Source organism: Streptomyces sp. NPDC048353 (genome assembly GCF_055587165.1).
This window is the reverse complement of record NZ_JBVJGU010000004.1, coordinates 145,156-170,664: the sequence shown is the minus strand read 5'-3', so window position 1 is coordinate 170,664 and position 25,509 is coordinate 145,156. Positions and strand designations below refer to the sequence as shown.

Genomic DNA, 25,509 nt, shown 5'->3' with positions numbered 1-25,509 from the left:
GGGAGCGAACTGCATGCACGACGACCGCAGCCTGATCGAGTCCCGTCTCAAGCGGGTCCTCGACGAGCGGATCCGTCCGGCGGTGTACCCGGAGTCCGTGCCGTTGGAGGTGGGGATCTGGACGGCGCCGGACGAACCGGTGCCGGTGGCCGAGGGCCTCGCCGCCCCCCGTACGCCGATCTCCGTCGGCGACGCCTGGGGAGCGCCCTGGGGGACGAGCTGGCTGACGGTGTCGGGGACGGTGCCGGCGGCGTGGGCGGGGCGGACCGTCGAGGCCCTGATCGACCTGGGCTTCGACGCGAACATGCCCGGCTTCCAGTGCGAGGGGCTGGTCTACCGCCCCGACGGCTCACCGGTGAAGGGGCTCAACCCGCGCAACCAGTGGGTACGGATCGCGGCTCCGGCGACCGGCGGCGAGGAGGTGCTGCTGCACGTCGAGGCCGCCTCCAATCCGGTGATCCTCGACTACCACCCCTTCCTGCCGACCCCGCTGGGCGAGAAGGAGACCGCCGGGGACGCCCCGCAGTACCGCCTGGCACGGATGGACCTGGCGGTCCTCGACGAGACGGTGTGGCAGCTGGTGATCGACCTGGAGGTCCTCGGCGAGCTGATGGCGGAGCTGCCGCCGGAGGGCGCGCGCCGCTGGGACGTGCTGCGGGCCGTGGAGCGGGCCCTGGACGCGATCGACCTCCAGGACGTCAACGGCACGGCCGCCGCCGCCCGTTCCCGCCTCACGGAGGTGCTGGCGTCGCCCGCCGAGCCGTCGGCCCACCGGATCAGCGCGGTGGGGCACGCGCACATCGACTCGGCCTGGCTGTGGCCGCTGCGCGAGACGGTGCGGAAGGTGGCGCGGACCACCGCGAACATGACCGCCCTCCTGGAGGACGAGCCGGACTTCGTCTACACGATGTCGCAGGCGCAGCAGTACGCGTGGATCAAGGAGCACCGGCCCGAGGTGTACGCGCGGGTGAAGAAGGCGGTCGCGGAGGGCCGGTTCGTCCCGGCGGGCGGTATGTGGGTGGAGTCGGACACCAACATGCCGGGGTCCGAGGCGATGGCCCGGCAGTTCGTGCACGGGAAGCGGTTCTTCCTGGAGGAGTTCGGGGTCGAGAACGAGGAGGCGTGGCTGCCCGACACGTTCGGCTTCGCGGGCGGACTGCCGCAGATCATCAAGGCGGCGGGCTCGAAGTGGCTGCTGACCCAGAAGATCTCGTGGAGTCAGGTGAACTCCTTTCCGCACCACACCTTCCGGTGGGAGGGCATCGACGGGACGCGGATCTTCACCCACTTCCCGCCGGTGGACACGTACAACTGCTCGATGCACGGCAAGGAGATCGCCCACGCCGCCCGCAACTTCAAGGACAAGGGGCGGGCGCGGCACTCGATCGCGCCGACCGGCTGGGGGGACGGTGGCGGCGGGACCACGCGGGAGATGGTGGCGAAGGCCGCGCGGCTGCGGGATCTGGAGGGCTCGGCGCGGGTGCGCTGGGAGCGGCCGGCGGAGTTCTTCGCCCGGGCGGAGGCGGAGTACCCCCACCCGCCGGTCTGGGTCGGCGAGCTGTACCTGGAGCTGCACCGGGCGACGCTGACCAGTCAGGCGAAGACCAAGCAGGGCAACCGGACGAGCGAGAACCTGCTGCGCGAGGCGGAGCTGTGGGCCGCCACCGCCGCCGTCCGGACCGGGTTCCGCTATCCGTACGAGGAGTTGGACCGGATCTGGAAGACGGTGCTGCTGCACCAGTTCCACGACATCCTGCCGGGCTCCTCGATCGCCTGGGTGCACCGGGAGGCGGAGCGGACGTACGCGGCGGTGGCCGAGGAGCTGACCGGCATCGTGGAGCGGGCCCAGCGGGCGCTCGTCGAGGACGGCGGCGGGGCGGGCGGCCGGGGGCGGGGCGAGGTGGTGTTCAACGCGGCGCCGCACGCGCGCTCGGGCGTCCGGGCGGGCGGTGCCCGTACGGTCGCGGCGGAGGCCGGCGGCTGTACCGCGGAGCCGGCCGACGAGGGCGGGTACGTCCTGTCCAACGGGCTGCTGCGGGTGGTCGTGGACGCCCGCGGCCTGGTGGTGTCGCTGGTCGATCTGGCGGGCGGGCGCGAGGCGATCGCCCCGGGCACGGCGGCGAACCTGCTGCAGATCCACCCGGACTTCCCGAACATGTGGGACGCCTGGGACGTCGACACGTTCTACCGCAACACGGTCACCGATCTGACGGGGGCGGACGAGGTGACGCTCGCCGCCGACGCACCCGGGGCGGCGTCGGTCCGCGTCGTACGGTCCTTCGGCGCCTCGCGGGCGGTGCAGACCCTCACCCTGACCGCCGGGGTGAAACGTCTCGACCTGGAGACCGAGGTCGACTGGCACGAGACGGAGAAGTTCCTCAAGGCCGCCTTCCCGCTCGACGTGCACACCGACCGCTACGCCTCCGAGACGCAGTTCGGCCATCTGTACCGGCCCACCCACACCAACACCAGTTGGGAGGCGGCCAAGTTCGAGGCCTGCAACCACCGCTTCGTGCATCTGGAGGAGCCGGGCTGGGGCGTCGCGCTCGTCACGGCCTCCACCTACGGTCACGACGTGACCAGGACCGTGCGGCCCGAGGACCGCGGCACCACGACGACGGTCCGGGTCTCGCTGCTGCGCGCGCCGCGCTTCCCCGATCCGCACACCGACCAGGGGGTGCACCGGTTCCGGCACGCCCTGGTCCCCGGCGCGGGGATCGGGGACGCGGTCCGGGAGGGCCACCGCGTCAATCTGCCCGAGCGGCGGGTGCCGGGCGACGCCGAGGTCGTTCCGCTCGTCGCCGTGGACGACGACGCCGTGGTGGTCAGCGCCGTGAAGCTGGCGGACGACCGCACGGGTGATCTGGTGGTCCGGGTCTACGAGTCCCGGGGCGGGCGCGCCTCGGCCCGGCTGACCACCGCCGCCCCGGGCTTCGGCGGGGTGGAGGTCTGCGACCTGCTGGAACGTCCGCTGGCCGACACCTCGGACGCCGACGTGCGGACGGCGACGGACGGCGCCGTGGAGCTGCGGCTGCGCCCGTTCCAGCTCGTCACGCTGCGTTTCGCCCGCTCGCGGGCCGAGCGGTGACGCCCCGGGGGTGCAGGGAGTCGATCCGGAAGTCGTGAGCGTGGCGCCGGTCCGCCCCTGCCAGGTGCGGGTGGTCCGGCGCCAGTTCGGGATGGACGTGTTCCAGGGCGTCCGGGCCCGTGCGCGGCCACAGGCGGACGGCGGCGAGGGCGGCGAGGAGGGCGACCCCGGTCAGGACGGCCGCCGAGGCGGTCTGGCCCGCGCGGGCGGCCGTCCAGCCGGCGAGCGGATAGGCGAGCAGCCAGCAGCCGTGCGAGAGGGAGAACCGGGCGGCGAACACGGCGGGCAGGTCCGCGGCGCGCGCCGAGCGGCGCACGATCCGCCCGGCGGGCGTGAGGACGGCGGAGCCGGCGGCCCCCAGGAGCAGCCAGGCGGCCAGCAGGGCGGGCCAGGCCCAGTCGGCCGTGGCGGGGCCCGGGCCAGCGGCTGACGGGCCGGACGGCGGCCCCAGCGCCGGGGCGAGGGCCAGGAGCGCCAGGACGGCCGTCAGGGCGAAGACGGCCGGCAGCATCACCGCCCGCTCGCGGATCCGGTCCAGGACGCGGGGCAGGAGGAGCGCCACCAGCATGGAGCCCGCGCCGTACGCGCCGAGGGCGAGGGAGACGTCGCCCGCGGAGCGGCCGAGGGTGTCGCGTACCAGGACGACGGTGTTGACGAGGACCATCGCCCCGCCGGCGGCGACGGCCAGATCGAGCGCGAGGAGGGCGCGCAGCCGGGGCGTGGCGAGGACGAGCCGGGTGCCGAAGGAGGCTTTCGCCCACAGACCGCCGACGCGCTCGACGGGGCGGGGCCGTGGGAGGACGACGGAGAGCACGAGCGCGGCCGAGGCGAGGAAGCCGAGGGCCGTTCCGGCGAAGAGCCGCTCGGAGGAGAGGAAGGTCAGCAGGCCCGCGGCGAGGGCGGGGCTGCACAGGTTCTCCAGGTCGTAGGCGAGCCGGGAGAGGGAGAGGGCGCGGGTGTAGTCGCGCTCGTCGGGCAGGACGTCCGGGATCGTGGCCTGGAAGGTGGGGGTGAAGGCGGCGGACGCGGCCTGGAGCAGCAGGATCAGGGCGTAGACCTGCCACACCTGGGTGACGAACGGCAGTGCGAGGGCGGCGGCCGCGCGGATCAGGTCCGACGCGACCAGCAGCGCCCGCCGGGGTACGCGGTCGGCGAGGGTGCCGATCGCGGGTGCGATGCCGATGTAGGCGGTCATCTTGAGGGCGAGGGCGGTGCCGAGGACGGCGGAGGCGTCGGTTCCCGCGAGGTCGTAGGCGAGGAGGCTGAGCGCGACGGTCGCCAGGCCGGTGCCGGCCAGGGCGACGACCTGGGCGGCGAGGAGGTGCCGGTAGGTGCGGTGGCGCAGGACGGCGAGCACGGGCCCCCCCTCGCTGAGCGACGGAAGGACACCACCGTAACGGACATGTGCACACGTGCGCACGTGTTGAATCGTGGAGGATGCGCGCGAGGGCCGGGGGCCCTTCCGGGAGGGCGTCAGTCGTGCCAGGGTTCGCCGGTCACCTGGTGGTCCGCATGGCTGATCGCCTCGACCACGAGGCGGCGCATGTGCCCGTCCGGCAGGGTGTAGACCACCCGCCGACCGTCCTTGCGGTGCTGGACCAGGCCGCCGAGCCGCAGCTTGGCGAGATGCTGACTGACGGCCGGCCGCGCGGCCCCGCACGCCCGGGCGAGGGCGGTCACATCGGCCTCCCCGCGCGTCAGCAGCCACATCAGGTGCAGCCGGGTGGGATCCGCGAGCAGCGCGAACACCCCGGCCGCGGCGGTGAGCTCGGGGGCACCGGGGGTGCGCTGGTGGGCGCCGGGCGCCGGAAGGCCCGCGGGGGCCCCGCCCGGCACCGGAGGGGCCCCGGGGGCGGCGCCGGGCACGCCCGCCCCGCTCGCCGTCGGGTGTCCCTCGCGTTCTGGCATGCGCCCATCGTAGGCACCGCCGCCGAGAGCCCCCGCAGCACACAGAAGCCCCGCCCCCGGCGCGGTACACCGGGGGCGGGGCTTCTCAGGGCATCAGAGTTTGTGCATGCCCTTGTACGGGCTCAGGATGCGGAGTCGGCTGGCTCCGAAGTCGACGAGAAGAGCGCCCGTCGCTTCCTGGCCGATAACCGTCCCGAGACCGTGACGGTCGTGGGACACGCGGTCGCCGACGGAGAAATCCTTGATCACAGGGTCGGAAGGGGCCGCAAAGGGGCTGGTGGGCAGGTGGCGCCGGGGCGCGGATCGGTTCGTCATCGTGAGCCCAGTATGCGCCGCCGGACACACCCAGGAACAGTCTCGAACGCTCGTCCGGTGTGAAGGGCCCTGGACGGCACCCCCCGACGGCCGCCCGGACGACCCCTCCCGTTCACCTTCGCTCCACCTTCCGCTCCCGGATGTCGGTGATCATCGTCGCACCGGGCCGCCGGGCGTGCGCCGCGGCCGGACATCCGCGCAGGCCCAGGGAGGATCACGGTGCAGCTCCGAGGAACGGGACGGACGAACCGCCGGGCGGCGGCCGCCGCGATGGCGGCGACGCTGCTGCTCGCGGCCTGCGGCGCGGGCGGCTCCGCCGACGCGCGCGGGGCGTCCGCCGCCGCCCCCGTACCGGACGTCGAGTGTGCCGCCTCCGGCAAGGTCCGCGGGTCCGGCTCCTCGGCCCAGCAGAACGCGATGAAGCGCTGGATCCAGCAGTACCGCCTCGCCTGTCCGGGGGTGGAGGTGGCCTACAACCCGCTGGGGTCGGGCGCGGGGGTCGCCCAGTTCCTGCGCGGGGCCACCGCGTTCGGCGGCACGGACCAGGCGCTGAGCGCCGAGGACGCGGAGTACAGCGAGGGGGTCTGCGCGGGCGGCCGGGCCATCGACCTGCCCATGGCCGGCGGCCCCATCGCCATCGGCTACCACCTGCCGGGGGTGTCGGACCTGGTGCTCGACGCCCGGACCCTCGCCCGCCTCTTCGACGCCCGGATCACCCGCTGGAACGATCCGGCGATCCAGCGGCTCAACCCCGGCAGGACGCTGCCGGACCTGCCGGTGATCCCGGTCCACCGCGCCGACGACTCCGGCACCACGCAGAACCTGAACGCCTATCTGAAGAGCGCGGCCCGGGGAGCCTGGCCGTACCCCGCGGACAAGAAGTGGCAGGCGGAGGGCGGCCAGTCGGGCAACGGTTCCGACGGCGTCTCCACGACGGTCGCCCAGACCGAGGGCGCGATCGGCTACTTCGAGCTGTCCTTCGCCGCCAAGCGGAAGATCGACACGGTACGGATCGCGACCGGGGCCTCCCGGCCCGTCGCGCCGAGCACCACGAGCGCCTCGCGGGGCATCGCCGAGGCGAAGATCGCCGGCGAGGGCAAGGACCTGGCCCTGACCTTGGAGTACCGGACCTCGGCGGAGGGGGCATACCCGATCGTCCTGGTGACGTACGAGATCGTCTGCGACACCGGCAACGCGCCGGAGACCCTCCCGGCGCTGAAGTCCTTCCTCGCGTACACCGCCGGGGAGGAGGGGCAGAAGCAGCTGCCGTCGATCCACTACGCCCCGCTGCCCGCCTCCGTGGCGACTCAGGTGCGGGAGGTCGTCGGCACGCTGTCCTGAGGCGAGCGGGGAAGCGCCGCGGGGGCCGCGGCCCGCCGTCCGGAGCCTCCGCTCACCGCCCTCACGGGCCCGCCTCGGGCCCGGGGCCGCGATCTTCCTCTTTCGGCCCATGGCCGCGCCCCGCGTGATCGGCGATCCTGAGGGCCGCGCGAGAGGAACTCCACGTTCCTCTTGGGTCGGTCCGGCACGGGGGGCCGGACCGGCATCATCGCGCGCGAACCAGGCGGCGGGCCGGAAAGCGGCGCGGCCGGGGCGACCGGGCGACCGGGGAGAGGCGCGGCCGGGGCAGCCGGGGTCAGCCCGCCCAGGCGCGGGCCAGGGCGACACGGTTCGGGGCGCCGGACTTGCGTCGCGCCGCGGCCAGGTGCTTCTTCGCCGTCCCGACGTCCACGACCATCCGACCGGCGATCTGCTCGTCCGTCAGCCCCTCGCTCAGCAGCGCGACCGCCTCCGTCTCGCGCGGGGTGAGCAGCCCCGCCCACGGCGGCCTGGCATCGAGCAGCCCCGCGGCGACCCGGAGGAGCGCGGGCCCGAGCGACCCGAGCAGGGTGGTCTCCCGGGCGCCGAAGGCGTGTTCGTCCTCGTCGAAGAGGGCGACCCCGAAGACGATGTCCCGGTCGGGGCACGCCCACGACTTCGCCATGACCGCGCCGATCCCGGCCGGCCGCAGGAAGTCGTCGACGTACGACCGCCGTTCACCCGCCAGCAGCGGCGCCACGTCGAGCAGGGTCAGGGGCCGGTCGGCCGCCCGGCCGTACGGCCCCGAGGCGGCGAGGGCGATGGGATCGAGCCGGTGGAAGCGTTCCCGGTACGGATCCATGGTCGGCACCGCGAGCCCCGACGCCTGCGCCGTCGCGTCCCGGAAGAGCCGGGGCCGCGTGTCCCCGCTGAGGACGGCGGCGCTGCGGAACTCCAGCCGCCCGGCGAGCGACTCCGTGAGCCGGGCGCCGAGTTCGGGCAGTGTGCGGGCGGAGTGACAGTCGGCGACGACGGCGAGCAGCCGGTCGACGTCCGCCACGGGGAGTAAGTCCACGCTGCCCTCCGTGCCCAGCCGGTGATGGTCGGTCATGGTCGCTCACGGCCAGCCTACGAGCCCGGGGCCGCACGCGCCCCCCGGGACGCGGCGACGGCCCGCCCCGGGCGGCTCCCGGTGCATCCGCCGAATCCTCCGGGTGCGAGCGACCCGCTCCTCGCCACGCCTTGCGGGTCACCATGGCTCGCGGCGCCGGGACTTGGATTCTCGGACGACTTCCATGGACTCCCGAAGACTTTCCCTGGCCGTCGGGGCCGTCCGCTTGCGAAGGTGGCCGCATGATCGACTCCCCCGCGCCCTTTCCCGGTGCCACCTGGGCCGTGGCGCCCGCCTCCTGGTCGGTGAGCGACGGCACCCTGACCGTCACCGCCGCGGCCCGTACCGATGTCTTCGCCGATCCGCTGACCGGCGCGTCGACCCGCGACGCCGCCCGCGCCCTCGCCGTCCCGCCGGACGGCGACTGGCAGTTCTCGGCCCGGGTGCGGGTCGGGTTCCGGGCGAGCTGGGACGCCGGCGCGCTGATCGTCTGGTCCGACGACGACCACTGGGCGAAGCTCAACTTCGAGCAGGCGCCGGACGGCACACCGGCCGTGTTCTCGGTCGTCACCCGCGGCCGCTCGGACGACGCCGTCGGCGTCCCCGTCGACGGCGCCGCGCTCTGGCTGCGGATCAGCCGCCTCGACGGCGGCTTCGCCTTCCATACCTCGGCCGACGGCACCACCTGGCGCCTGGTGCGGCAGTTCGCCCTTGACGCCCCGTCCGCTCCCCGGGTCGGCATCGAGGTCCAGTCGCCCGTGGGCGAGGGATGCCAGGTCGTCTTCGACTCCGTCCGCCTGATGCCGACCCGCCTGGGCCACCTCTCCGACGGCAGGTGAGGGCCTCCCCGGCCCCGTCACGGAGCGGCGCCCGGCTGGTGTGCCGTGGCTTCGGCCACGACGAGGATGCCGGCGGGTCGCCCCCGGCCCGCAACCTCTACCGCCGCTTCCGGACCCGCTAAGGGGTGTCCGGAACGTCCCGCCCGGCCCCGTCCTCCTCGCTCGGCGCGTCGTGCGAGGAGGACGGGGGGCCGGTTCGGGAGAGGACGATGAGAGCGACGTCGTCCGCGAGGCGGTGTGTCCAGCGCGTGAGATCGTCCATCACGTACGACACCAGGGCGCCGGGGTCCCCGCCCGGAAGGTCGCGCAGACGCTCGGTGATCGGGTAGAAGGCGCCGGAGGCGTCGCGGGCCTCGCTGAGGCCGTCGGTGTACAGGAGCAGGACCGTGTCACGGGCCAGCTCCACCGGCGTGGGAGCGGGCAGGGCGTCCGGTACGAGGAGCCCGCATCCCAGCGGCAGCAGGGCCGGTACCTCCACTTCCCGGACCCGGGGGCCAGGGCCGATCGCCAGCGGAAACGGATGACCGCAGTTGACGACGGCCAGATGGTCGGCGCCGTCGGACAGTTCCAGCAGCAGCGCGGTGGCGAACAGCTCGCCGTCCCGGCGGACGAGAGCGGCACGGGTGAGGTGGCGGTCGAGTCGCGCGACGAGTTCGGTGAGGTCGGCGGTCTCGTGGGCCTGGGTGCGGAAGCAGCCCAGGATGTCGGCGACGGTCTCCACCGCCTGCAGCCCCTTGCCTCGTACGTCGCCGATCAGGACACGCGTCCCGAAGGGGGTGTGCGCGACATCGTAGAAGTCGCCGCCGATGCCGACGTCGGCGGTCGCGGGCCGGTACAGACCGGACACCGTGAGATCTCCGGCGCGGGCCGGCAGGGGCCGCAGGACCGCCTGTTGCAGAGCGGTCGCCCCGGCCCGGACACGGGCCAGCCGTTCGGTCTGCCGGCCCCGCGCCCATACGGCCAGACCGACGATGACCCCCGTGACGAGAAAGGCCGTCATCGACAGCGGACGCCGGGCGTAGCGGTTGTCACTGACGGCGGTGACCAGCAGATATTGCGCCAGCGCGGCGCCCGCGACGGCGATGGCCGTCGCGGAGCGGCCGAGCACGACGGCGGCCAGCGCGAAGATGGTCACCGTGACCCACAGCAGGCCGTGCAGGGTGACCTCACGCGTGGCCTGCGGGATCTCCGACCCGTAAGGGATGCCGCTGACCGCCGCGCCGCCCAGGACCACTGCCGCCGGGTAGGCCGTCGCCACCACCCCGCGCCCACGTGCGGGCAGGGCGACCAGAAGGCGGGTGGCCCAGGGCACCTGCGCCAGGATGACCCCGAACGCGATGCCGGCGGCGAGCAGAGCCGCGAGGACGATCGCCAGGGGACCGCTGTCGTACGGCACGACCGGCAGCAACGCCGTGCTCACCGCCGCCAGGGTCAGACCGAGAGCGGAAGCCGTCCGCGCGGCCACCGCACGGCGCATGGCGTAGAGGCCGGCGGCGACGAACCCCGCGCCGAAGCCCATCCACGCCAGCATGCTCTCCTCCGGCGTACTGCCGCGTTCGGTGAGCAGCACCAGCAGCACGGTCGCGGACGCCGACTGTCCGAACCCCCACACGCCCCCGGCCAGGACGGCCGCGCCCACGACCGAGCCCGGATTCCACACCCCCCGCCGGTCCGCCTCGCGCCGACGGGTCCGGGCTCGCCGGGAGGGGAGCGTGGGCAGGCAGGACACGGTCAGCACGGCCAGCGCCACCACGAGCAGCCCGACCACCGTGGCGTCGAGCCAGTCACGCAGCGGGATCGCCTGCAGGGTTCCGCCCAGCAGGACGGTCACCGCGCACCCGGCTCCGAAGGCCGGCGGGACCAGCGGAGGTCCTGTCTCCGCCGGCGTCGCGGGCAGCACGCGGACGGCGGTGAGGAAGAGAACCACCGAGACCGCCAGGGGGACTGCCTCCACCGCCCGCCAGCCGCCGGCCCGCTCGGCGACCAGCGCGAGGAACACCCCGGCCATCAGGGCCGCGGCGAGGACGGCGAAGGCCGCCCCCACGGCGTGGTGGAGACGTCCCGTCAGGTGCAGTACGGGGACCGAGGCCACGTACCCGGCCACCGCTCCCATGATCGAGGCGCTCTCCACGGCCAGGCCGACGCCGTACGACCACGTGTTCGGCGCCGACACCACGACGGCTCCGCCCGCACATGAGCCGAGCAGCGACACCAGAACCACGCGGCGTGTTCCGTGGATGTCGACGGCCCGGCCCGCAAGGAACAGCCCGGTCAGCGAGGCGCACACCACCAGCACCTGGGTCATGGCCCGCGTGGCCGCTCCCATGCCGAGGTCGGCGCCCACCCCCGCGAGGGTGAAGTTGTGCAGCGTCGGCCCCAGAACTCCCAGAGAGAAGCCCACCACGAGCATCAGCCGAACCGAGCGCGCGTGCCCACGTCCGTCGGTCGCGGGGACGTTGATCCGTGTGCCGGTCACTGCCTCCACCTCACCGCTCGTTCCGTACCGAAGATCCTTTCTCACCGGGCCCGAAAAAGGACCGTGACGCACCGGTGTGCCACGGCAACGGCCGGGCCGTCCGAACGGGCCCCACACCGGGAGCGGCACGCACCGTGCGTCGGCGGGGACGGCGCCGCTCCCCCGCCGACGGCTCCCCGGCACCCGCCGCCCCGGGCGTCCCGGAGCGGCGCCCCGGCGGCCCCGGCACCGAGCGCGCCGCCTCGGGCGGCCGCCCCGCCGCGTCAGCGGGCGCCGAACACCTGCGTCCAGTACGGTCCGCCGGCCGTGTGGATGCCGACGCCGATCTCCTTGAAGGAGCAGTTGAGGATGTTCGCCCGGTGACCGGGGCTGTTCATCCAGGACTCCATCACCTGCGCCGCGTCCCGCTGCCCCATGGCGATGTTCTCGCCGTAGGTCGTCCAGCGGTATCCGGTGGCGGTGACGCGCTCACCCGGACCGTCGCCGTCGGGGTTGGTGTGGTCGAAGTAGTCCCGCGCCGCCATGTCCTCGGAGTGGCGCTGAGCGGCCTGGTCCAGCAGGGCGTTCCCGGTCAGCGGGCCGCACCCCGCCTTCGAGCGCTCGGTGTTGACGATGTCGATCACCTGCTGGGCGGTCGAGTCCGGGCGCGCCCCGGCCGGCGTGCGCGCCCGCGTACGGGTGGGCTCCGGGTCGGGCCTCGACGCGGGCGAGGAGGTGCGGGGGGCGGGCGCCTTGCTGGGCGTGGCCTTCGCGGAGGGGCTTGCGGACGCGGACGGGCTCTTGCTCGGGCTGGGCGTCGCCGACTTCGACGCCGGCAGGGTGGCGGACGGCGAGGAGGTGGTCGGGTCGAGCGCGGGCGGGAGAGCCGCCCCGGGAGCCGCAGCGCGGGCGGCGTCGACGGTGTCGCCCTCCCCCTCGGGCCCGGTGACCAGGTAGAAGGAACCGCCGGTGACCGCCACCACCGCGATTCCGGCCGCGACGACGGCCCGGCGGCGGGCGCGCTTCTGCTGGCGGCGGCGGGCCCCCCGGGAGCCCGCCTCGGCGGAGCCGCCGTTGCCCCCGGCGCGGTGGCGCGCCGAGCGGGAGGGGCCGGACACGCCCGGCGCGGCGGACCCGGCCGCCGTGGCGGAGGGCAGGGAGGCGGTGGCGGCGAGGCCGAAGCCGGCGCTCTCGCGGACGTTCGCGAGGAGCAGCGCCGCCGGGGGGACCAGCAGGAGTCCGGCGAGCAGCCCCTCCGCCGGGACCAGGCCGCTCCACAGGCCCGCGCAGTGCGCGCAGCCGCGGGCGTGCCTGGCTATTCGCTTGCGCCACAGCGCCGAGGGGTGGCCGTCCCAGCCGCCGGTCTCGTAGGCGAGGGTCTGGCACAGCGGGTGCGCCGACAGCGCCCGGACGACGACCCGGGCGGCGTCCAGCTGCGCCTTCATCCGCTGCACCCGGACCGCGGTGTGCTCCGTCGAGAGTTCGAGGGCGGCCGCCACCTCGTGCCTGGTCAGCTCCCCGGCGCACTCCAGCCACCACAGGGAGAGCAGGGCCCGGTCGTCCGGCTCCAGCCAGCGGGTCGCCTCGGCGGTCTCGCGCCGCTGACCGGAGAGGTTCAGCCGGACCAGGGTCAGGTCGACGAAGTCGGCGCCCGGCTGGGCGACGTCATGGGCGTCGTCGAGGACGCCGGGACGCAGCCCGGTCTGCTGCGCGTGCCAGTGGGCGCGGACGCGGTTCACGGCGATGGCGACCAGCCAGGACCGGAAGCTGTCCGGGGAGCGAAGACCGCCGAGCCCGTCGAGCGCGCGCAGCATCGTCTCCTGCACGACGTCGTCGACGTCGTGGTGGCCGTTCATCGCCCGGCCCACGATGTTGTAGACCAGGGGGAGGTAGGCGGCCACGAGCTCGTCCTGCGCCCGCAGGTCCCCGCTCTGCGCCGCCCTGACCAGATCCGTACCGCTCTGTACGCCCATGTCCTGTTTCACGCTGCCTGTCCTGCCTGTTGTCGATGCCCAACACTGGGGAGACCGCAGGGCGTCCAGCCGATAACAGAAACCACCGAAGATTCTTTTCCGGCCCGGCGCGCGCGACCCACCGTGTCCGGCCCGCCACCGGCCGTACACCGCCCCGGAAGCCCCTCGGCCGTACACCCCGCCCGGAGCCCGCCGCGTGTGCGGAGCGTGTGCGGTTCACCGCCCCGCGTGCCGCCCGGGACCGTCGTCCGTGATCCGGTCCAGGTCCGGCAGCAGCGCCTCCAGCCAGGCGTCCGCGGCATAGTAGCCGGTCGCCGTCGAGGCCGATACGGGGCCGGTCGCCGCGGCCCCTCCGGCGGGGGCGCGCGGCGAGAGCGCCGGCATGGGCGCCGGAGGCTGCGCCCCGGGAGAGTCCTCCCGCGGGTCCAGAGCGGCGGACAGCAGCAGCATCCGTCCCGCCACGTCGTCGGCCAGCCCCATCAGCGCGGCCGCTTCACCGGGCTCCAGCGGCGCTACGACGGCGGGGGCCGGCAGGCCCGTCGGCGGTACGGGCGGTACGAGCACCCGTTCCGCGCCCCACAGGGTGTGGTGCCCGGCGAGGAGGACGGCCTGCCAGTCGACGGGCCCGGGGGCGTCCGGAGCGGGCCCGCCCGCTCCGGGAATGACGGAGATCGCGGGACCGGACGCGGAAGGCCCGGTTCCGGGCGGGCGCGTCCCGGCGGACCCCGCCCCCGACGTGCTCCCCACCGCACCGCGCGGTTCGCTCAGGTACTGCGCGAACGCGGACTCCGCCAGGACGAGCGCGCGGCGCAGGGAGGTGTTCCCCGGGGGCGCGGCCGGGTCCCGCACCCCGCCGGCCGCCACCGTCGCGGCCGTGGTGACCACGCCTTCGGCGGCGGACCGCAGCAGCGCGGCGCACGAGCGCCGTACTTCGGCGTGCGCGCCCCGCGGCCAGGCCAGCAGTCCGAAGACGACGCCGATCGCGCTGCCGATGACGACGTCCAGGAGCCGGACCTCGGCCAGCCGCCAGGTCGCCGGGGCCAGCTGGGCGAAGACCAGGGAGACGGTGAGCGCGAACAGTGCCTGGGCCCAGCCGACGCCCTTCACCGGGCCCACCGTGAAGGTGACCAGCAGCACCGGCATCATCACGGCCGCGTACACGGTGGTGTCGGTGCCGACGAGGGCCAGGAACCCTGCCGTGCACAGGGCCCCGATCAGCGTCCCGGTGAGCGCCTGTCGGATGCCGGCCCGGGTCGCCTCGAGGGTCGTGCGGGTCAGGGTCAGGGTGGCGAGGAGGGCCCAGAAGCCGTGCGGCAGGGTGGCGAGCCCGGCGATGGCCCGGGCGGCCGCCAGCGCGAGGCTGATCCGTACCGCGTTCTGGAAGAAGACGGACCTGCTCCCCGCGTTGCCCACCAGGCGCCGCCACCACAGCTGCGGCGCCCGCATCCGCGCGTACCAGAACCGGCCGACGGGCAGGGCGGTCCCGGCGCGCCGGCCCTCGACCGCCAGGCCGGCCGCCGCCGCCAGGGCGAGCGTCGCGTCGGCCAGCTCCAGCAGGTCGGCCCGGCGGCGGGCGGACGTCGGGACGGCCGGCCGGAGCGGGGCGTCGGCGAGCCGCGCCCGCTGCCGGGCCAGCGCGGCCGCCGCCTCCCCGCCGGGAGTCCCGCGCAGCCGCGCGGCGCTGTCCTCGGTGGACCGCCCCAGTGCGCGCAGCACGTCGAGGCCCAGGTCCGGCGGGTCCGGTCCCGGCGGTACGGCGGGCAGCCGGACCAGCCGGTTCAGCAGCGTGCGGGCCGCGAGGCCGGTATGGCTCAGACCGCGGGAGCGGACCCCGGGACCGGCCGGACGCTCGGCCTCCGGGACGTGTGAGGGCCGCAGCGCGGCGGCCGCCGCCCCGGCCGCCGCCGCGGTCTCCGGCGACAGCGCGTACGGGGGGCGGGCCAGTTCGGCGGCGCACCGTCCGGCCGCGGTGGCGGCGCGCGCGGCGAGTTCCCGGTACGACACCGTGGGCGGTTCGGGCAGCAGGAACGCCTCGGCGAGGACGAGCACGAGGATCCCGACAGTGGTGCCGATCAGCCGTTCGCCCAGGGTGTCGGGGGCATACGGCGGGAAGGACGGCAGGATGTAGAGGAGCTGGAGTCCGGGGGCGGCGCCCGCCGGGCGGGGTCCGCCCACGGCGACGAACGCCAGCGCGAAGCCGATGACCAGCATCCCGGCCACGGCGCTCCAGGTCCGGACGGCCAGGAAGGTGCCCGCGGCGACCAGCAGCCAGGTGGCCGGAAGCGACCGCAGCAGCAGGGTGGCCCGCTGCCGTCCGGTTCCGGGGATGCGCGAGAGGCCGGCGAGCGACACCGCGGCGAAGAGGGCGTACGTGGCGGCGACGGGCTCCTGGAAGCCGTACAGGAAGAGGTAGAACCCGGCTCCGGCGGCCAGCGTGACCCGGAGCGAGCGCCGGGCCGCGGGCCGGTAGGCGGGAGGCAGCCGGAAGCGGCCCCTCTCCTCGTCGACGCCCCCGGCGCCCGCGCGGCCGCCGGCACCGTTGGCACCCATCTCCCCAGCATCGGCCACGCCCCGTTCCCCGGCACCCCACGCCCGCCGTCCGGGCGGCGCGGCCACGACAGGCGCGGCGGCGCCGGGTCGGGTCGGTCGCGTCGGGGCGCGTCGGGTCGCGTCGGGTCTCGTCGGGTCGCGCGAACGTGGAATTCCCCGTGGAGGCGCGGGTGCCCGGGCGTAGGCTTCGCTCAGCACGGCACAGCGGGGGGAGCGCGTATGACATCCGAGGCGGCGCAGCGGTGGGGGTCGGTCCTCGACGCGGTCGTGGTGTACGCCCAGGGCGCGGTCTGCCGCCGCTCGGCCCGGGGCAGTGTGCCCCCGGACGGCCGGGTGCGGGTGACCGGGCTGCCCCGCTCGCTGGACCCGGACTCGCTGCGGGTCCGTGTCCTGGGCGCCCCGGGGGTGCGGGTGACCGAGGCACGGGTGGTGGTGGAGGCCGAGCCGCGCGAGCCGGACACGGCCGACGCCGCGCGGCGCGAACACGAGCGGCTGGAGGACGCCTACGCCGCCGCCCGGGGCCGCCGGGACCGGCAGCTGAGCCTGATCGAGGAGGTCAGGGCCCTCCATCCGGTCCCGCCCGGGCGCAAGCGGGACGACCCGCACCGCCGTACCCCGGTCGACGCCTGGCTGGACCTCGCCGACTTCGTCGAGGAGCGGCTGACCGGTCTGCACGCCCGGCTGGCCGAGCTGGAGGAGGCGCTGCGCGCGGCCGGACGGGAGCTCGCCGTCGCCGCCGACCGGCTCGCCCGCGCCTCCACCGCCGCACCCTCCGCGCACGTGGAGACCACCGTCTGCGCCGTCCTCACCTTCGACGGCCCGGACGCCCAGGGGGCGGGGGCCGAGACGGAAGTGGAGCTGGAGTACGGGGTCCCGGGCGCCGTCTGGGTCCCGACGTACCGGCTCGCCCACCGTCAGGGCGACGGGAGCGGCCGCCTGGTGCTGCGCGCCTCGGTCGCCCAGCGGACCGGCGAGGACTGGACCGGCGTCCGCATCGCCCTGGCCACCGCCGACCTCCGGCGGCGCACGGACCTGCCGCGGCTGCGCTCGACCCGCATCGGCCGCCGTCAGCCCGCCCCGGTGCCGTCCGGCTGGCGCGAGCCTCCCGCCGGGCTCGGTGATCTGTTCTCCGGTTACGACGCCTCGGGCCCCCCACCCGTCCCGCCCGGCCTGCCGGCGGTCGGTGGGCCCGCCGGGGCCTACGTTCCCGCGCCGACGCCGCCCCCTCCCCCGCCGCCCGCACCCCAGGGCTACGGCGGGATGCCTCCGACCGCGCCCGCGTTCGGCGGCTCGGACAGCACCTCCACGGGCGTCTTCGGGGCCATGCCCGACTACGCGCTGCCGGCCCCGGCCCGGCGGCGCGGCGGGCCGGCCGGTCCCGTCCCCGCCATGGCGCCCCTGGCCCCCTCGGGCGCCGCTCCCCCGGCCCCGGCAGCCCCGGGCCGGGCCTACGCACCGCCGCCCCCGGCCCCCGCCCCGCCGCCGCTCCCCGGCCCCCCGCGCCCGAGCGGCGCCGAACTCGACTACGCCGCCCTCGTCCTGAGCGGCCCCGACGAGCCGGGCGACCGCCGCGGGCTGTTGTTCCCCGGCCCCTCCTTCGACCCGGTGGCGACGGAGTACCGCCGCCGCGCCGAGGCGGTGGCCTCGCTGCCGCTGCCCGGGCACGCCGTGCGGCCCCGCGTCTCGGCCGGCTCCTTCGACCACCGCTTCGACGCCGCCGCCCGCGCGGACGTCCCGTCGGACGGCACCTGGCACACGGTCACCGTCGGCGAGATCGCGGTCGGGCTGCGCACGGAGTACCTCTGCGTGCCGTCCGTGGAGCAGGCCGCGTACGCGACGCTGGTGCTCTCCAACGCCACCGACCAGGCCCTGCTGGCCGGGCCGGTGGAGGTCACGGTCGACGACGAGTTCCTGCTGACCGCCGCCCTGCCCACGCTCGCGCCCGGCGGCGTCCGCCGGGTCGGCCTCGGACCGGCCGAGGGCATCAAGGTCACCCGCCGGACGAACCTGCGCGAGTCGACCTCCGGCCTGCGCAACAACACCACCGTCCTCGACCACCGGGTGCACGTGGAGCTGGCCAACCGGCTCGCCGGGCCCGTCACCGTCGAAGTCCGCGAACGGGTGCCCGTCACCTCCGACCCGGACGTACGGATCGAGGAACGGGCCGACTGGTCGGTGCCCGAGGAGGGCACCGGGCCCGATCACCACGCGCCGGGCACCCGTGTCTGGCGGCTCGACCTGCCGGCAGGCGCCACCACCGCCCTCGACGGCGGCTACGAGATCCGCATCCCGACCGGCAAGGCCCTGGTCGGCGGTAACCGCAGGAGCTGACCCGCCATGACCACCCGTCACCCGCAACCGATCCCCCTCCCCGTCACCGCCGTCACCTGCCTCGAGGACCGCACCCACGTCGAACGCACCGCCGTGCTCGACCTCGACGCCGGGGTCCGGCGGCTGCGGTTCGGTCCGGTCAGCGCGCTGGCCGTCGACCGGACCCTGCACGCCGAGCTGCTCGCCGACCACCCCGCGACCGTGCACCACGTGCGGATCGTCCGCGACTGGACGCCTCGCAGCCCGGTGCCGTCCGCCGACAAGGACTCGCCCCTGCTTCGCCGCGTCCGCGCCCTGGAAGAGGAGCGGCCGGCCCTGGAGCGGCGGCGCGACCGGCTGCGGGCCAGGCTCGACCTCCTCGGCCGTCTCGCCGCCGATCTGCTGCGGGAGATCGGCGAGGGCGCCGGCCACGGCGAGACCGCACGCGAGCGGTGGGCCCGCGAGCTGGACCGGGTGGACGGCGAGCGCGAGACGTACGGCGAGCGGCTGCGGACGGTGGAGGCCGAGCTGGCCGACCTGACCGCCGAACTCGGGGCCGCCGAGCGGGCCGTGGACCTCGCCGAGGGAGAACCCGCCGAGCTGGTCGGCCACATCGAGCTGACGGTGGAGACCGCGGCCGCCGGTCCGGTCGAACTGCGCCTGAGCCACCTCACGCCCTGCGCGCTGTGGCGGCCCGCCTACCGCGCCGTGCTCGACGGCGGCTCCCTGACACTGGAGACCGACGCGATGGTCTGGCAGCGGACCGGCGAGGACTGGACGGACGTACGGCTCACGCTGTCGACGGCCCGCTCCGCGCGGGCCACCGATCCGCCGCGTCTCGGCGAGGACCGGCTGACGCTCCAGGACCGCACCGCGGCGGAGCGCCGCACCGTCGACATCGAGCTGCGCGAGGAGGAGATCGCGGAGCTCGGCCCCGCCGCCGTGCTCGGGCTGCCGGGGGTCGACGACGGCGGCGAGGCGCGCGTGCTGCACGCCCCCGCGCCGGTCTCCGTGGCCGGCGACGGCCGCGCGCACCGGGTCCCGCTCTCCTCCTTCACCACGGCCGTGACCAGCGAGTACGCCTGCGCACCGGAATTGTCGTCGCTGGTCACGGAGGTGGCCGGGTTCGACAACCGGTCCGGTCACGCGCTGCTCGCCGGGCCCGTGGACCTGGTCCGGGGCAGCGGGTTCACCGGCCGCGGCTCGCTGGAGTTCACCGCGCCCGGCGCCCCCGTCGAACTCGCCTTCGGCAGCCGCGACGACGTCGGAGTGGTCCGGCAGACCGAGGAGACCCGGGACTCCACCGCCCTCACCCAGCGGACCGTGGTCACGCGTACGGTCCGGCTGCACCTGTCCCGGTTCTCCGCCCCCGGCGAGCACGGCGGACGGGTCGTCGCCGTGCGCGAGCGGATCCCCGTCTCCGAGGTGTCGGCGGTGGAGGTGCGGCTGCGGGAGGCCGCGTGCTCCCCGCCGCCGGACGCGGTCGACGCCGACGGCATCGTCCGCTGGGACGTCGACCTCCCGCCCGGCGGGCGCCGTACGCTCACCCTGGTCTACGAACTGTCGGCGAGCGCCAAGGTCACCGGCCTCTAGGTCGTGTCCGGGCCGGGCCGGGGCGCCTCCCGCCCCGCCCGGGTGCCGGGCGCGCCCGGCCGGAGCCGCGGCGGCACCCACGATCGCCCCGGGCGAGAACCGACTCCGCGCCTCCCGCGTCCTGCCTCTACGGTGTCATCAGTCACCGAGGACGAGGGAGGGCCCGTGGAGCGGACGAGAACGCCTCTCGCCGAGCGGATCGCCGAGCGGAGACGAGGGGTCGGCGACCCCCGGGCGCTGGTCGGGGAGATGCGGCGCTCGGTCCTTCTGGTGCCGACCGCCGACGACGGCCTCTGGTCGGCGCGGTCGGGCGGGGTGCGGTGGATCTGCGGGTTCACCGACGAGGCGGCGCTCGCGCGGTTCGCCCTGCTGCGGGCGCCCGGCGGAGAGCCGATGGACTACGCGGCGCTGCTGGGCGCCCGGATCGTCGACGAGATCGTGCCGTCCCTGGACGAGCCGGCCGGCCTCGCGGTCGACATCGCCACCGAGGACGGGTCGATGTTCTTCCCGCCGGTCGCCGGCATCGTCCCGGACGGCGCCGCCGTCGACCTCGCACCCGGCCACCGGCCCGGCCCCGGACGCGGCCCCCGCACCGATCTCGACCCCGCACGCGACCGGACGGACGAAGGGACCCAGGGCCATGGGCGGTGACGGAGCCGAACTCGATCTCGACAAGGGAGCGGTGGCCAAGTTCACGCAGGGCGTGGGCGCCACCATCGACCAGCTCGGCGACCTCGGCGGCGCCACCGGCTCGGTCATGGGCAAGGGCTTCGCGGAGCTGTCGCTGACCGGTATGGAGGCCGGACACCACGGTCTCGCCGTCGACTTCGAGGACTTCTGCGAGCGCTGGGAGTGGGGCGTGCGCGCCCTGGTGCGCGACGCGAGCGGCATCGCGAACCGTCTCGGCCTCGCGGCGGGCACCCAGTGGGAGCACGACCAGTACATCGAGGGCACGCTGAAGGTGGGCGCCAACGCCGTGATGGGCGGCAGCCCGCACGCCTCCGAGGAGGAGATCACGAAGCAGGGCTGGGGCGACGTCCTCACGCCGGACTATCTGGACCCGGACTGGAGCGCCGAGTCCTTCGACAAGGCCGGCCAGGAGATGGCGCAGACCTGGAAGGACACCGGCCGCACCGTCCTCACCGAGGGTCAGGGCGGTGAGCGGTCGCAGATGCTCAACGACGCGCTGGGCATCACCGACGAGCAGTGGAACCGGGCACTGGACGACACCTTCGGCCCCTCGCCCGAGGAGCGCGCGAAGCAGCAGCAGGGCGAGTAGGGGGAACGCACGGTGGGCATCGGCGACTTCATCAGCGACATCACGCCCGACTCGGTCGAGAAGGCGGTCGAGGACGGTGTGGAGTGGGCCGGCAACCGGGTCGAGGACGCCGGGAACTGGACCGCAGACCGGCTGGACGACGTCGGCTGGGAGTCCGGCGCGGACTGGGTGCGCGAGCAGTCCCGTTCGGTCGCCAACCGGATGGGCGCCGAGGTCGACGAGATGGACCTCGGGCAGACCGAGGACAAGACCAAGCTGATCTACGGCAGCCCGAGCACGATCAACTCCACGGCGGCCAAGCTCCGCGCCTTCCAGACGGCCTTCGACAGCGCGGGCGACGGCCTCAAGGGCCTGGACTCCGCCCAGCTCAAGGGCGCGACCGCGGAGGCGCTGCGGACCGCCGTGAGCACCCAGCCGCCCAAGTGGTACACCGGCGCCGACGCCTGCGAGAAGGCGGCCGCCGCGATGGAGTCGTTCGCCGACACCGTCACCTGGGCCCAGGGGGAGGCGCAGACGGCGATCGACAAGTGGAAGGAGGGCGTCAAGGCCTCCGAGAACGCCGCCGACGCGCACCGCAAGAGGATCGACGACTACAAGGGCGCGGTCGAGCGGTACAACGCCCTGCCCGCGGACGAGCGTGACCCCGCCACCCTCCCCCCGTGCCCGGCGCCGACGTTCGCCGATCCCGGCAGGAAGCTGATGCAGGAGGCGCAGGACATCCTCGCCGAGGCCCGCAGGCAGCGGAACACGGCCGCGGAGACGGCCCGCACGGCGGTCCGCGCCGCCCGCGACAAGGCGCCGGAGAAGCCCTCGTACGCCCAGCAGCTGGGCGACGGCATGCAGGAACTGCAGATCATGGGGGACCACGTCGGCGGCGGTGTCATCAAGGGCACCGCGGGGCTGCTCAACTTCGTCCGCAGCGTCAACCCCACGGATCCGTACAACATCACGCATCCGGCCGAGTACGCCATGTCCCTCAACAGCCTGGCCGCGGGTCTCGTGGTCGCCGTCAACGACCCGGTGGGCACCGGGAAGCAGATGATCGGCGACTTCATGAAGGATCCGTACGAGGGTTTCGGACGCCTGCTGCCCGACGCGGCGCTGGCCGTGGCGACCGGCGGGGGCGGGGCGGCGGCGAAGGGCGTGCGGATCGCCGCGGACGCCGCCGACGCCGCCCGGGCGCGCCGGCTGATCGACGACGCCCCGGACGGGACCCACGAGCGGCCGGACGCCGACCGCACCACCGAGGGGACCGACCCGGTGGACCTCGCCTCGGGGCGGATGTTCCTGGCCCTGACCGACGTCGAACTCCCGGGCATCCTGCCGCTGGTCTTCAGCCGCCGTACCGAATCCGGCTGCGCGGCCGGCCGGTTCCTGGGGCCGTCCTGGACCTCGACGGTGGACGAGCGGCTGGAGGTCGACCCCGTCGGCGTCGTCCACGTCACCGCCGACGGGCTCCTGATCGCCTACCCCCATCCGGTGCCCGGCGCGCCCACCCGGCCGGTGACCGGCCGCTCCCGCACCCTGCTCGCCCGAGACGCCGACGGCGACTACACCGTCACCGAGCCCGACACCGGGCTGACCCGCCACTTCACCGCCCCGGCGGGGAGCGAGCCGGGCGGCGACGGCGAGGCGTGGCTGGCGGGTGTCAGCGAGCGCAACGGCCACTCCCTCGCCGTGGACCGCGGCGAGGACGGTCTGCCGCTCTCCCTCGTCCACTCGGCGGGCCACCGGCTGAAGACGGCCACCGCCGACGGCCGGGTCACCGCCCTGTCCCTGGCCGGGGCGGCCGAGGACGGTACCGACCTTCCCCTGATGGGCTACGGCTACGAGGACGGCGACCTCACCACCGTCACCCGGCCGTCCGGCGCCACCACCACCTTCGTCTACGACGACCGCCACCGGGTCATCGCCTGGATCGACTCCAACGGCAGCCGCTACGACTACGTGTACGACGACCGCGACCGGGTCGTCTGCGAGGGCGGCGAGGCCGGCCACTTCCAGCTCACCCTGGCCTACACCGAGCCCGACCCGGAGACCGGCCACCGCACCACCACGCTGACCACCGCCGCCGGGCACCGGACCCGCCATGTGGTCGGCCCCGGCTCGCGTGTCCTGGCCACGACGGACGCGCTCGGCCACACCACCCGCTTCGGCTACGGCCCGGGCGGCGAACTGCTGTCCCGGACCGACCCGTTGGGCGCCACCACCACCTTCGCCTACGACGAGGAGGGCCGGCTGTTGGTGGCCACCCGGCCGGACGGCGGCGAACTGCGCGTGGTGCGCGGTCCGTTCGGCCTTCCGGTGGAGGTCGTGGGACCGGACGGGGCGCGGACGACGTACGCCTACGACGGGCACGGCAACCGCACGTCGGTCACCGACCCGGCCGGGGTCACGACCCACTGCACCTACGACCGGGCCGGCCGGCTCACCTCGGTCACGGACGGCCTCGGGACCACCACGCGCGTACGGTGCGACGCCGCCGGGCTGACCGTCGAGGTGGCCGAGCCGGGCGGCGGGACCACCCGGACGCAGCGGGACGCCCTCGGCCGCCCGGTCCGGGTCACCGACACGACGGGCGGTGTCACCCGCGTGGAGTGGGACGCCGACGGGCGGCTCGCCCGCCGCACGGGCCCGGACGGCGCCGCGGAGTCGTGGACCTACGACGGCGAGGGCAACTGCCTGACCCACACCGACGCCGCCGGCGGCGTCTCGCGCTACACCTACACCCACTTCGACCTGCCGCTGACCACCGTCCGGCCCGACGGCGGGCGGTACGCCTTCGAGCACGACAGCGCGCTGCGCCTCACCAAGGTCACCGGCCCGCAGGGCCTGACCTGGACCTACGCCTACGACGCGGTCGGCAACACCGTCTCCGAGACCGACTTCGACGGACGGACCCTCACCTACCGGGTGGACGCCGCGGGACGGCTCGCCGAGCGGGTCGACGCCCTCGGCGGGACCGTCTCCTTCACCCGCGACCGGCTCGGCCAAGTCCTCCGCAAGGACGTCGACGGCCGGGTGACGACCTACGCGTACGACGCGGCGGGCCGGCTCCTGGAGGCGGCCGGTCCGGAGAGCGAGCTGCGCTACCAGTACGACCGCCGCGGGCGGGTCAGGGCGGAGCTGGTGGACGGCCGGCCCATGGTCTACGCGTACGACGAGCTGGGGCGGCGCGTCCGGCGGACCACGCCCACCGGGCACGTCACGACCTACGCCTTCGACGCGGTCGGGCTGCCGGCCCGGCTGACCACCGGCGGCCGGCGGGTCGACTTCACCCACGACGCCGCCGGGCACGAGCTGACCCGCTCCTTCGGGGACGCGATCACCCTGACGTCGGCCTGGGACGGGGCCGGAAGGCTCGCCGAGCAGCACGTCACCGCCGGGGCCCGCGCCGTCACCGGCCGCGCCTACGCCTACCGCGCCGACGGCCGTCTGCTCTCCGTCGCCGACCGGCTGTCGGGCACCCGGACCTTCGACCTGGACCCGCTGGGCCGGGTCACCGCCGTCCACGCACCGGGCTGGACGGAGCGGTACGCCTACGACGACACCGGCAACCAGACCTCGGCCTCCTGGCCGGAGCACCACCCGGGCGGCGAGGCCACCGGGCCCCGCGCCTACACCGGTACGCGCGTCACCCGCGCCGGAGGGGTCCGCTTCGAGTACGACGCCCTGGGCAGGGTCCTCCTGCGGCAGAAGACCCGCCTCTCCCGCAAGCCCGACACCTGGCGCTACACGTGGGACACGGAGAACCGCCTCACCGCCGTCACCACCCCGGACGGGACCCGGTGGCGGTACCGCTACGACCCGTTGGGCCGCCGCACCGCGAAGCAGCGGCTCGCCGCCGACGGGCAGAGCGTGGTCGAGGAGGTCCGGTTCACCTGGGACGGGCTCACCCTGTGCGAGCAGACCGGCCACCGGCCGGACGACCCGCACACCGTCGCCCTCACCTGGGACCACCGCGATGTGGTCCCGCTCGCCCAGACCGAGCGCATTCTCACGGCCGACGACCGCCAGGAGGAGATCGACCGGCGGTTCTTCGCCATCGCCACCGACCTCATCGGCACACCCACCGAGCTGATCGACGAGTCCGGCGCCATCGCCTGGCACTCCCGCAGCACGCTCTGGGGCACCACCGCCTGGGCGAAGGACAGCACCGCCTACACCCCGCTCCGCTTCCCCGGCCAGTACTACGACCCGGAGACCGGCCTCCACTACAACTGCTTCCGCCACTACGACCCCGAGACCGGCCGCTACACCTCGCCGGACCCGCTCGGCCTCGCCCCCGCGCCGAACCCCGTCGGCTATGTGGACAACCCGTACGACGGCTGCGACCCCCTGGGCCTCATGCCCAAGTGCACGAAGGAGGAGAAGGCCCAGCAGCGGGCCGTCAAAGCGGCGGACGGCGTCATCGAGCGGGCGGGGGACGGACGCTTCCGGAAGCACCCCGACTATCACGGGGACACCATGCACGGCTTCACCGACGAGCGGGTCCTGGAGATCCTCAAGCAGCCGGACGCGGTGTACCAGTCGACCGGCGGAGCGGGGAACCTCATCTTCCGGCAGGGTGACGACGTCGTCGTGACCAAGGGCGTCGGCTCGGAGGCCGGTCAGGCCATCACGGCGTACGGCCCCTCGGGCGTCCTCGGCGACTCCGGGGCGACGGCGGTCGGCAACGGCGCGAAGGCCACGGACGCCGGTCGGCCGATTACCCACGACGACATCGTGGAAGGCAGGATTCCGGGTAAGAACGGGTTCATGCCCCCGGCGGTGCAGATCAAATGAGGCG

The 25,509-nt window shown here is 75.1% G+C and carries 15 protein-coding genes; 8 read left to right on the top strand and 7 right to left on the bottom strand.

Annotated features, from left to right (window positions below; genetic code table 11):
- The first annotated feature begins 13 nt into the window (after positions 1-13).
- On the top strand, positions 14-3,088 hold the full coding sequence (locus ACZ6RC_RS15990) for an alpha-mannosidase (protein WP_469583191.1): 3,075 nt from the start codon (positions 14-16) through the stop codon (positions 3,086-3,088).
- Here the strand turns inward: ACZ6RC_RS15990 and ACZ6RC_RS15985 are convergent.
- The 3 genes from ACZ6RC_RS15985 to ACZ6RC_RS15975 form a co-directional block, all read right to left on the bottom strand.
- The gene (locus ACZ6RC_RS15985; RefSeq protein WP_469583188.1) at positions 3,051-4,445 is read right to left on the bottom strand and encodes an MFS transporter; all 1,395 of its coding nucleotides are present in this window, start codon (positions 4,443-4,445) and stop codon (positions 3,051-3,053) included. The two genes, ACZ6RC_RS15990 and ACZ6RC_RS15985, sit on opposite strands and share 38 nt — an antisense overlap.
- A 116-nt stretch (positions 4,446-4,561) precedes the next feature.
- A complete protein-coding gene (locus ACZ6RC_RS15980) occupies positions 4,562-4,996 on the bottom strand; it encodes an ArsR/SmtB family transcription factor (protein ID WP_469583185.1) in 435 nt (144 codons plus the stop codon).
- Positions 4,997-5,089: 93 nt separating this feature from the next.
- Positions 5,090-5,311 (bottom strand): hypothetical protein, encoded by a 222-nt coding sequence (locus tag ACZ6RC_RS15975; protein ID WP_365714933.1) that lies wholly within the window; start codon positions 5,309-5,311, stop codon positions 5,090-5,092.
- Positions 5,312-5,530: 219 nt separating this feature from the next.
- Here ACZ6RC_RS15975 and pstS point away from each other — a divergent pair, with 219 nt between their 5' ends.
- Positions 5,531-6,652, top strand: a complete 1,122-nt coding sequence (pstS, locus tag ACZ6RC_RS15970; RefSeq protein WP_391138136.1) for a phosphate ABC transporter substrate-binding protein PstS — start codon at positions 5,531-5,533, stop codon at positions 6,650-6,652.
- A gap of 295 nt (positions 6,653-6,947) precedes the next feature.
- Here pstS and ACZ6RC_RS15965 read toward each other — a convergent pair whose 3' ends face one another.
- Complete coding sequence (locus ACZ6RC_RS15965; RefSeq protein ID WP_469583180.1) at positions 6,948-7,685, bottom strand: helix-turn-helix transcriptional regulator; 738 nt, start codon at positions 7,683-7,685, stop codon at positions 6,948-6,950.
- Between the two features lie 278 nt (positions 7,686-7,963).
- Between ACZ6RC_RS15965 and ACZ6RC_RS15960 the strand changes: the two genes are divergently transcribed.
- Complete coding sequence (locus tag ACZ6RC_RS15960) at positions 7,964-8,560, top strand: DUF1349 domain-containing protein (protein ID WP_469583177.1); 597 nt, start codon at positions 7,964-7,966, stop codon at positions 8,558-8,560.
- Between the two features lie 118 nt (positions 8,561-8,678).
- Here ACZ6RC_RS15960 and ACZ6RC_RS15955 read toward each other — a convergent pair whose 3' ends face one another.
- The 3 genes from ACZ6RC_RS15955 to ACZ6RC_RS15945 all read right to left on the bottom strand — a co-directional run bounded on the left by ACZ6RC_RS15955 (position 8,679) and on the right by ACZ6RC_RS15945 (position 15,538).
- Entirely contained in the window at positions 8,679-11,036 is a 2,358-nt protein-coding gene (locus ACZ6RC_RS15955) for a SpoIIE family protein phosphatase (RefSeq protein WP_469583174.1), read from the bottom strand.
- Positions 11,037-11,299: 263 nt separating this feature from the next.
- Positions 11,300-12,988 (bottom strand): sigma-70 family RNA polymerase sigma factor, encoded by a 1,689-nt coding sequence (locus tag ACZ6RC_RS15950; protein ID WP_453620151.1) that lies wholly within the window; start codon positions 12,986-12,988, stop codon positions 11,300-11,302.
- 216 nt (positions 12,989-13,204) lie between these two features.
- Complete coding sequence (locus tag ACZ6RC_RS15945) at positions 13,205-15,538, bottom strand: FUSC family protein (protein ID WP_469583171.1); 2,334 nt, start codon at positions 15,536-15,538, stop codon at positions 13,205-13,207.
- Positions 15,539-15,757: 219 nt separating this feature from the next.
- Here ACZ6RC_RS15945 and ACZ6RC_RS15940 point away from each other — a divergent pair, with 219 nt between their 5' ends.
- The 5 genes from ACZ6RC_RS15940 to ACZ6RC_RS15920 all read left to right on the top strand — a co-directional run bounded on the left by ACZ6RC_RS15940 (position 15,758) and on the right by ACZ6RC_RS15920 (position 25,505).
- On the top strand, positions 15,758-17,869 hold the full coding sequence (locus tag ACZ6RC_RS15940; RefSeq protein WP_469583167.1) for a DUF4139 domain-containing protein: 2,112 nt from the start codon (positions 15,758-15,760) through the stop codon (positions 17,867-17,869).
- Positions 17,870-17,875: 6 nt separating this feature from the next.
- Positions 17,876-19,441, top strand: coding sequence for a mucoidy inhibitor MuiA family protein (locus tag ACZ6RC_RS15935; protein WP_469583164.1), 1,566 nt, complete (start codon positions 17,876-17,878; stop codon positions 19,439-19,441).
- 165 nt (positions 19,442-19,606) lie between these two features.
- Positions 19,607-20,092 (top strand): hypothetical protein, encoded by a 486-nt coding sequence (locus ACZ6RC_RS15930; RefSeq protein ID WP_469583162.1) that lies wholly within the window; start codon positions 19,607-19,609, stop codon positions 20,090-20,092.
- Complete coding sequence (locus ACZ6RC_RS15925) at positions 20,082-20,720, top strand: hypothetical protein (RefSeq protein ID WP_391138160.1); 639 nt, start codon at positions 20,082-20,084, stop codon at positions 20,718-20,720. Before ACZ6RC_RS15930 ends, ACZ6RC_RS15925 begins: the two co-directional genes overlap by 11 nt.
- A gap of 12 nt (positions 20,721-20,732) precedes the next feature.
- Entirely contained in the window at positions 20,733-25,505 is a 4,773-nt protein-coding gene (locus ACZ6RC_RS15920) for a putative T7SS-secreted protein (RefSeq protein ID WP_469583159.1), read from the top strand.
- Positions 25,506-25,509 lie beyond the last annotated feature (4 nt).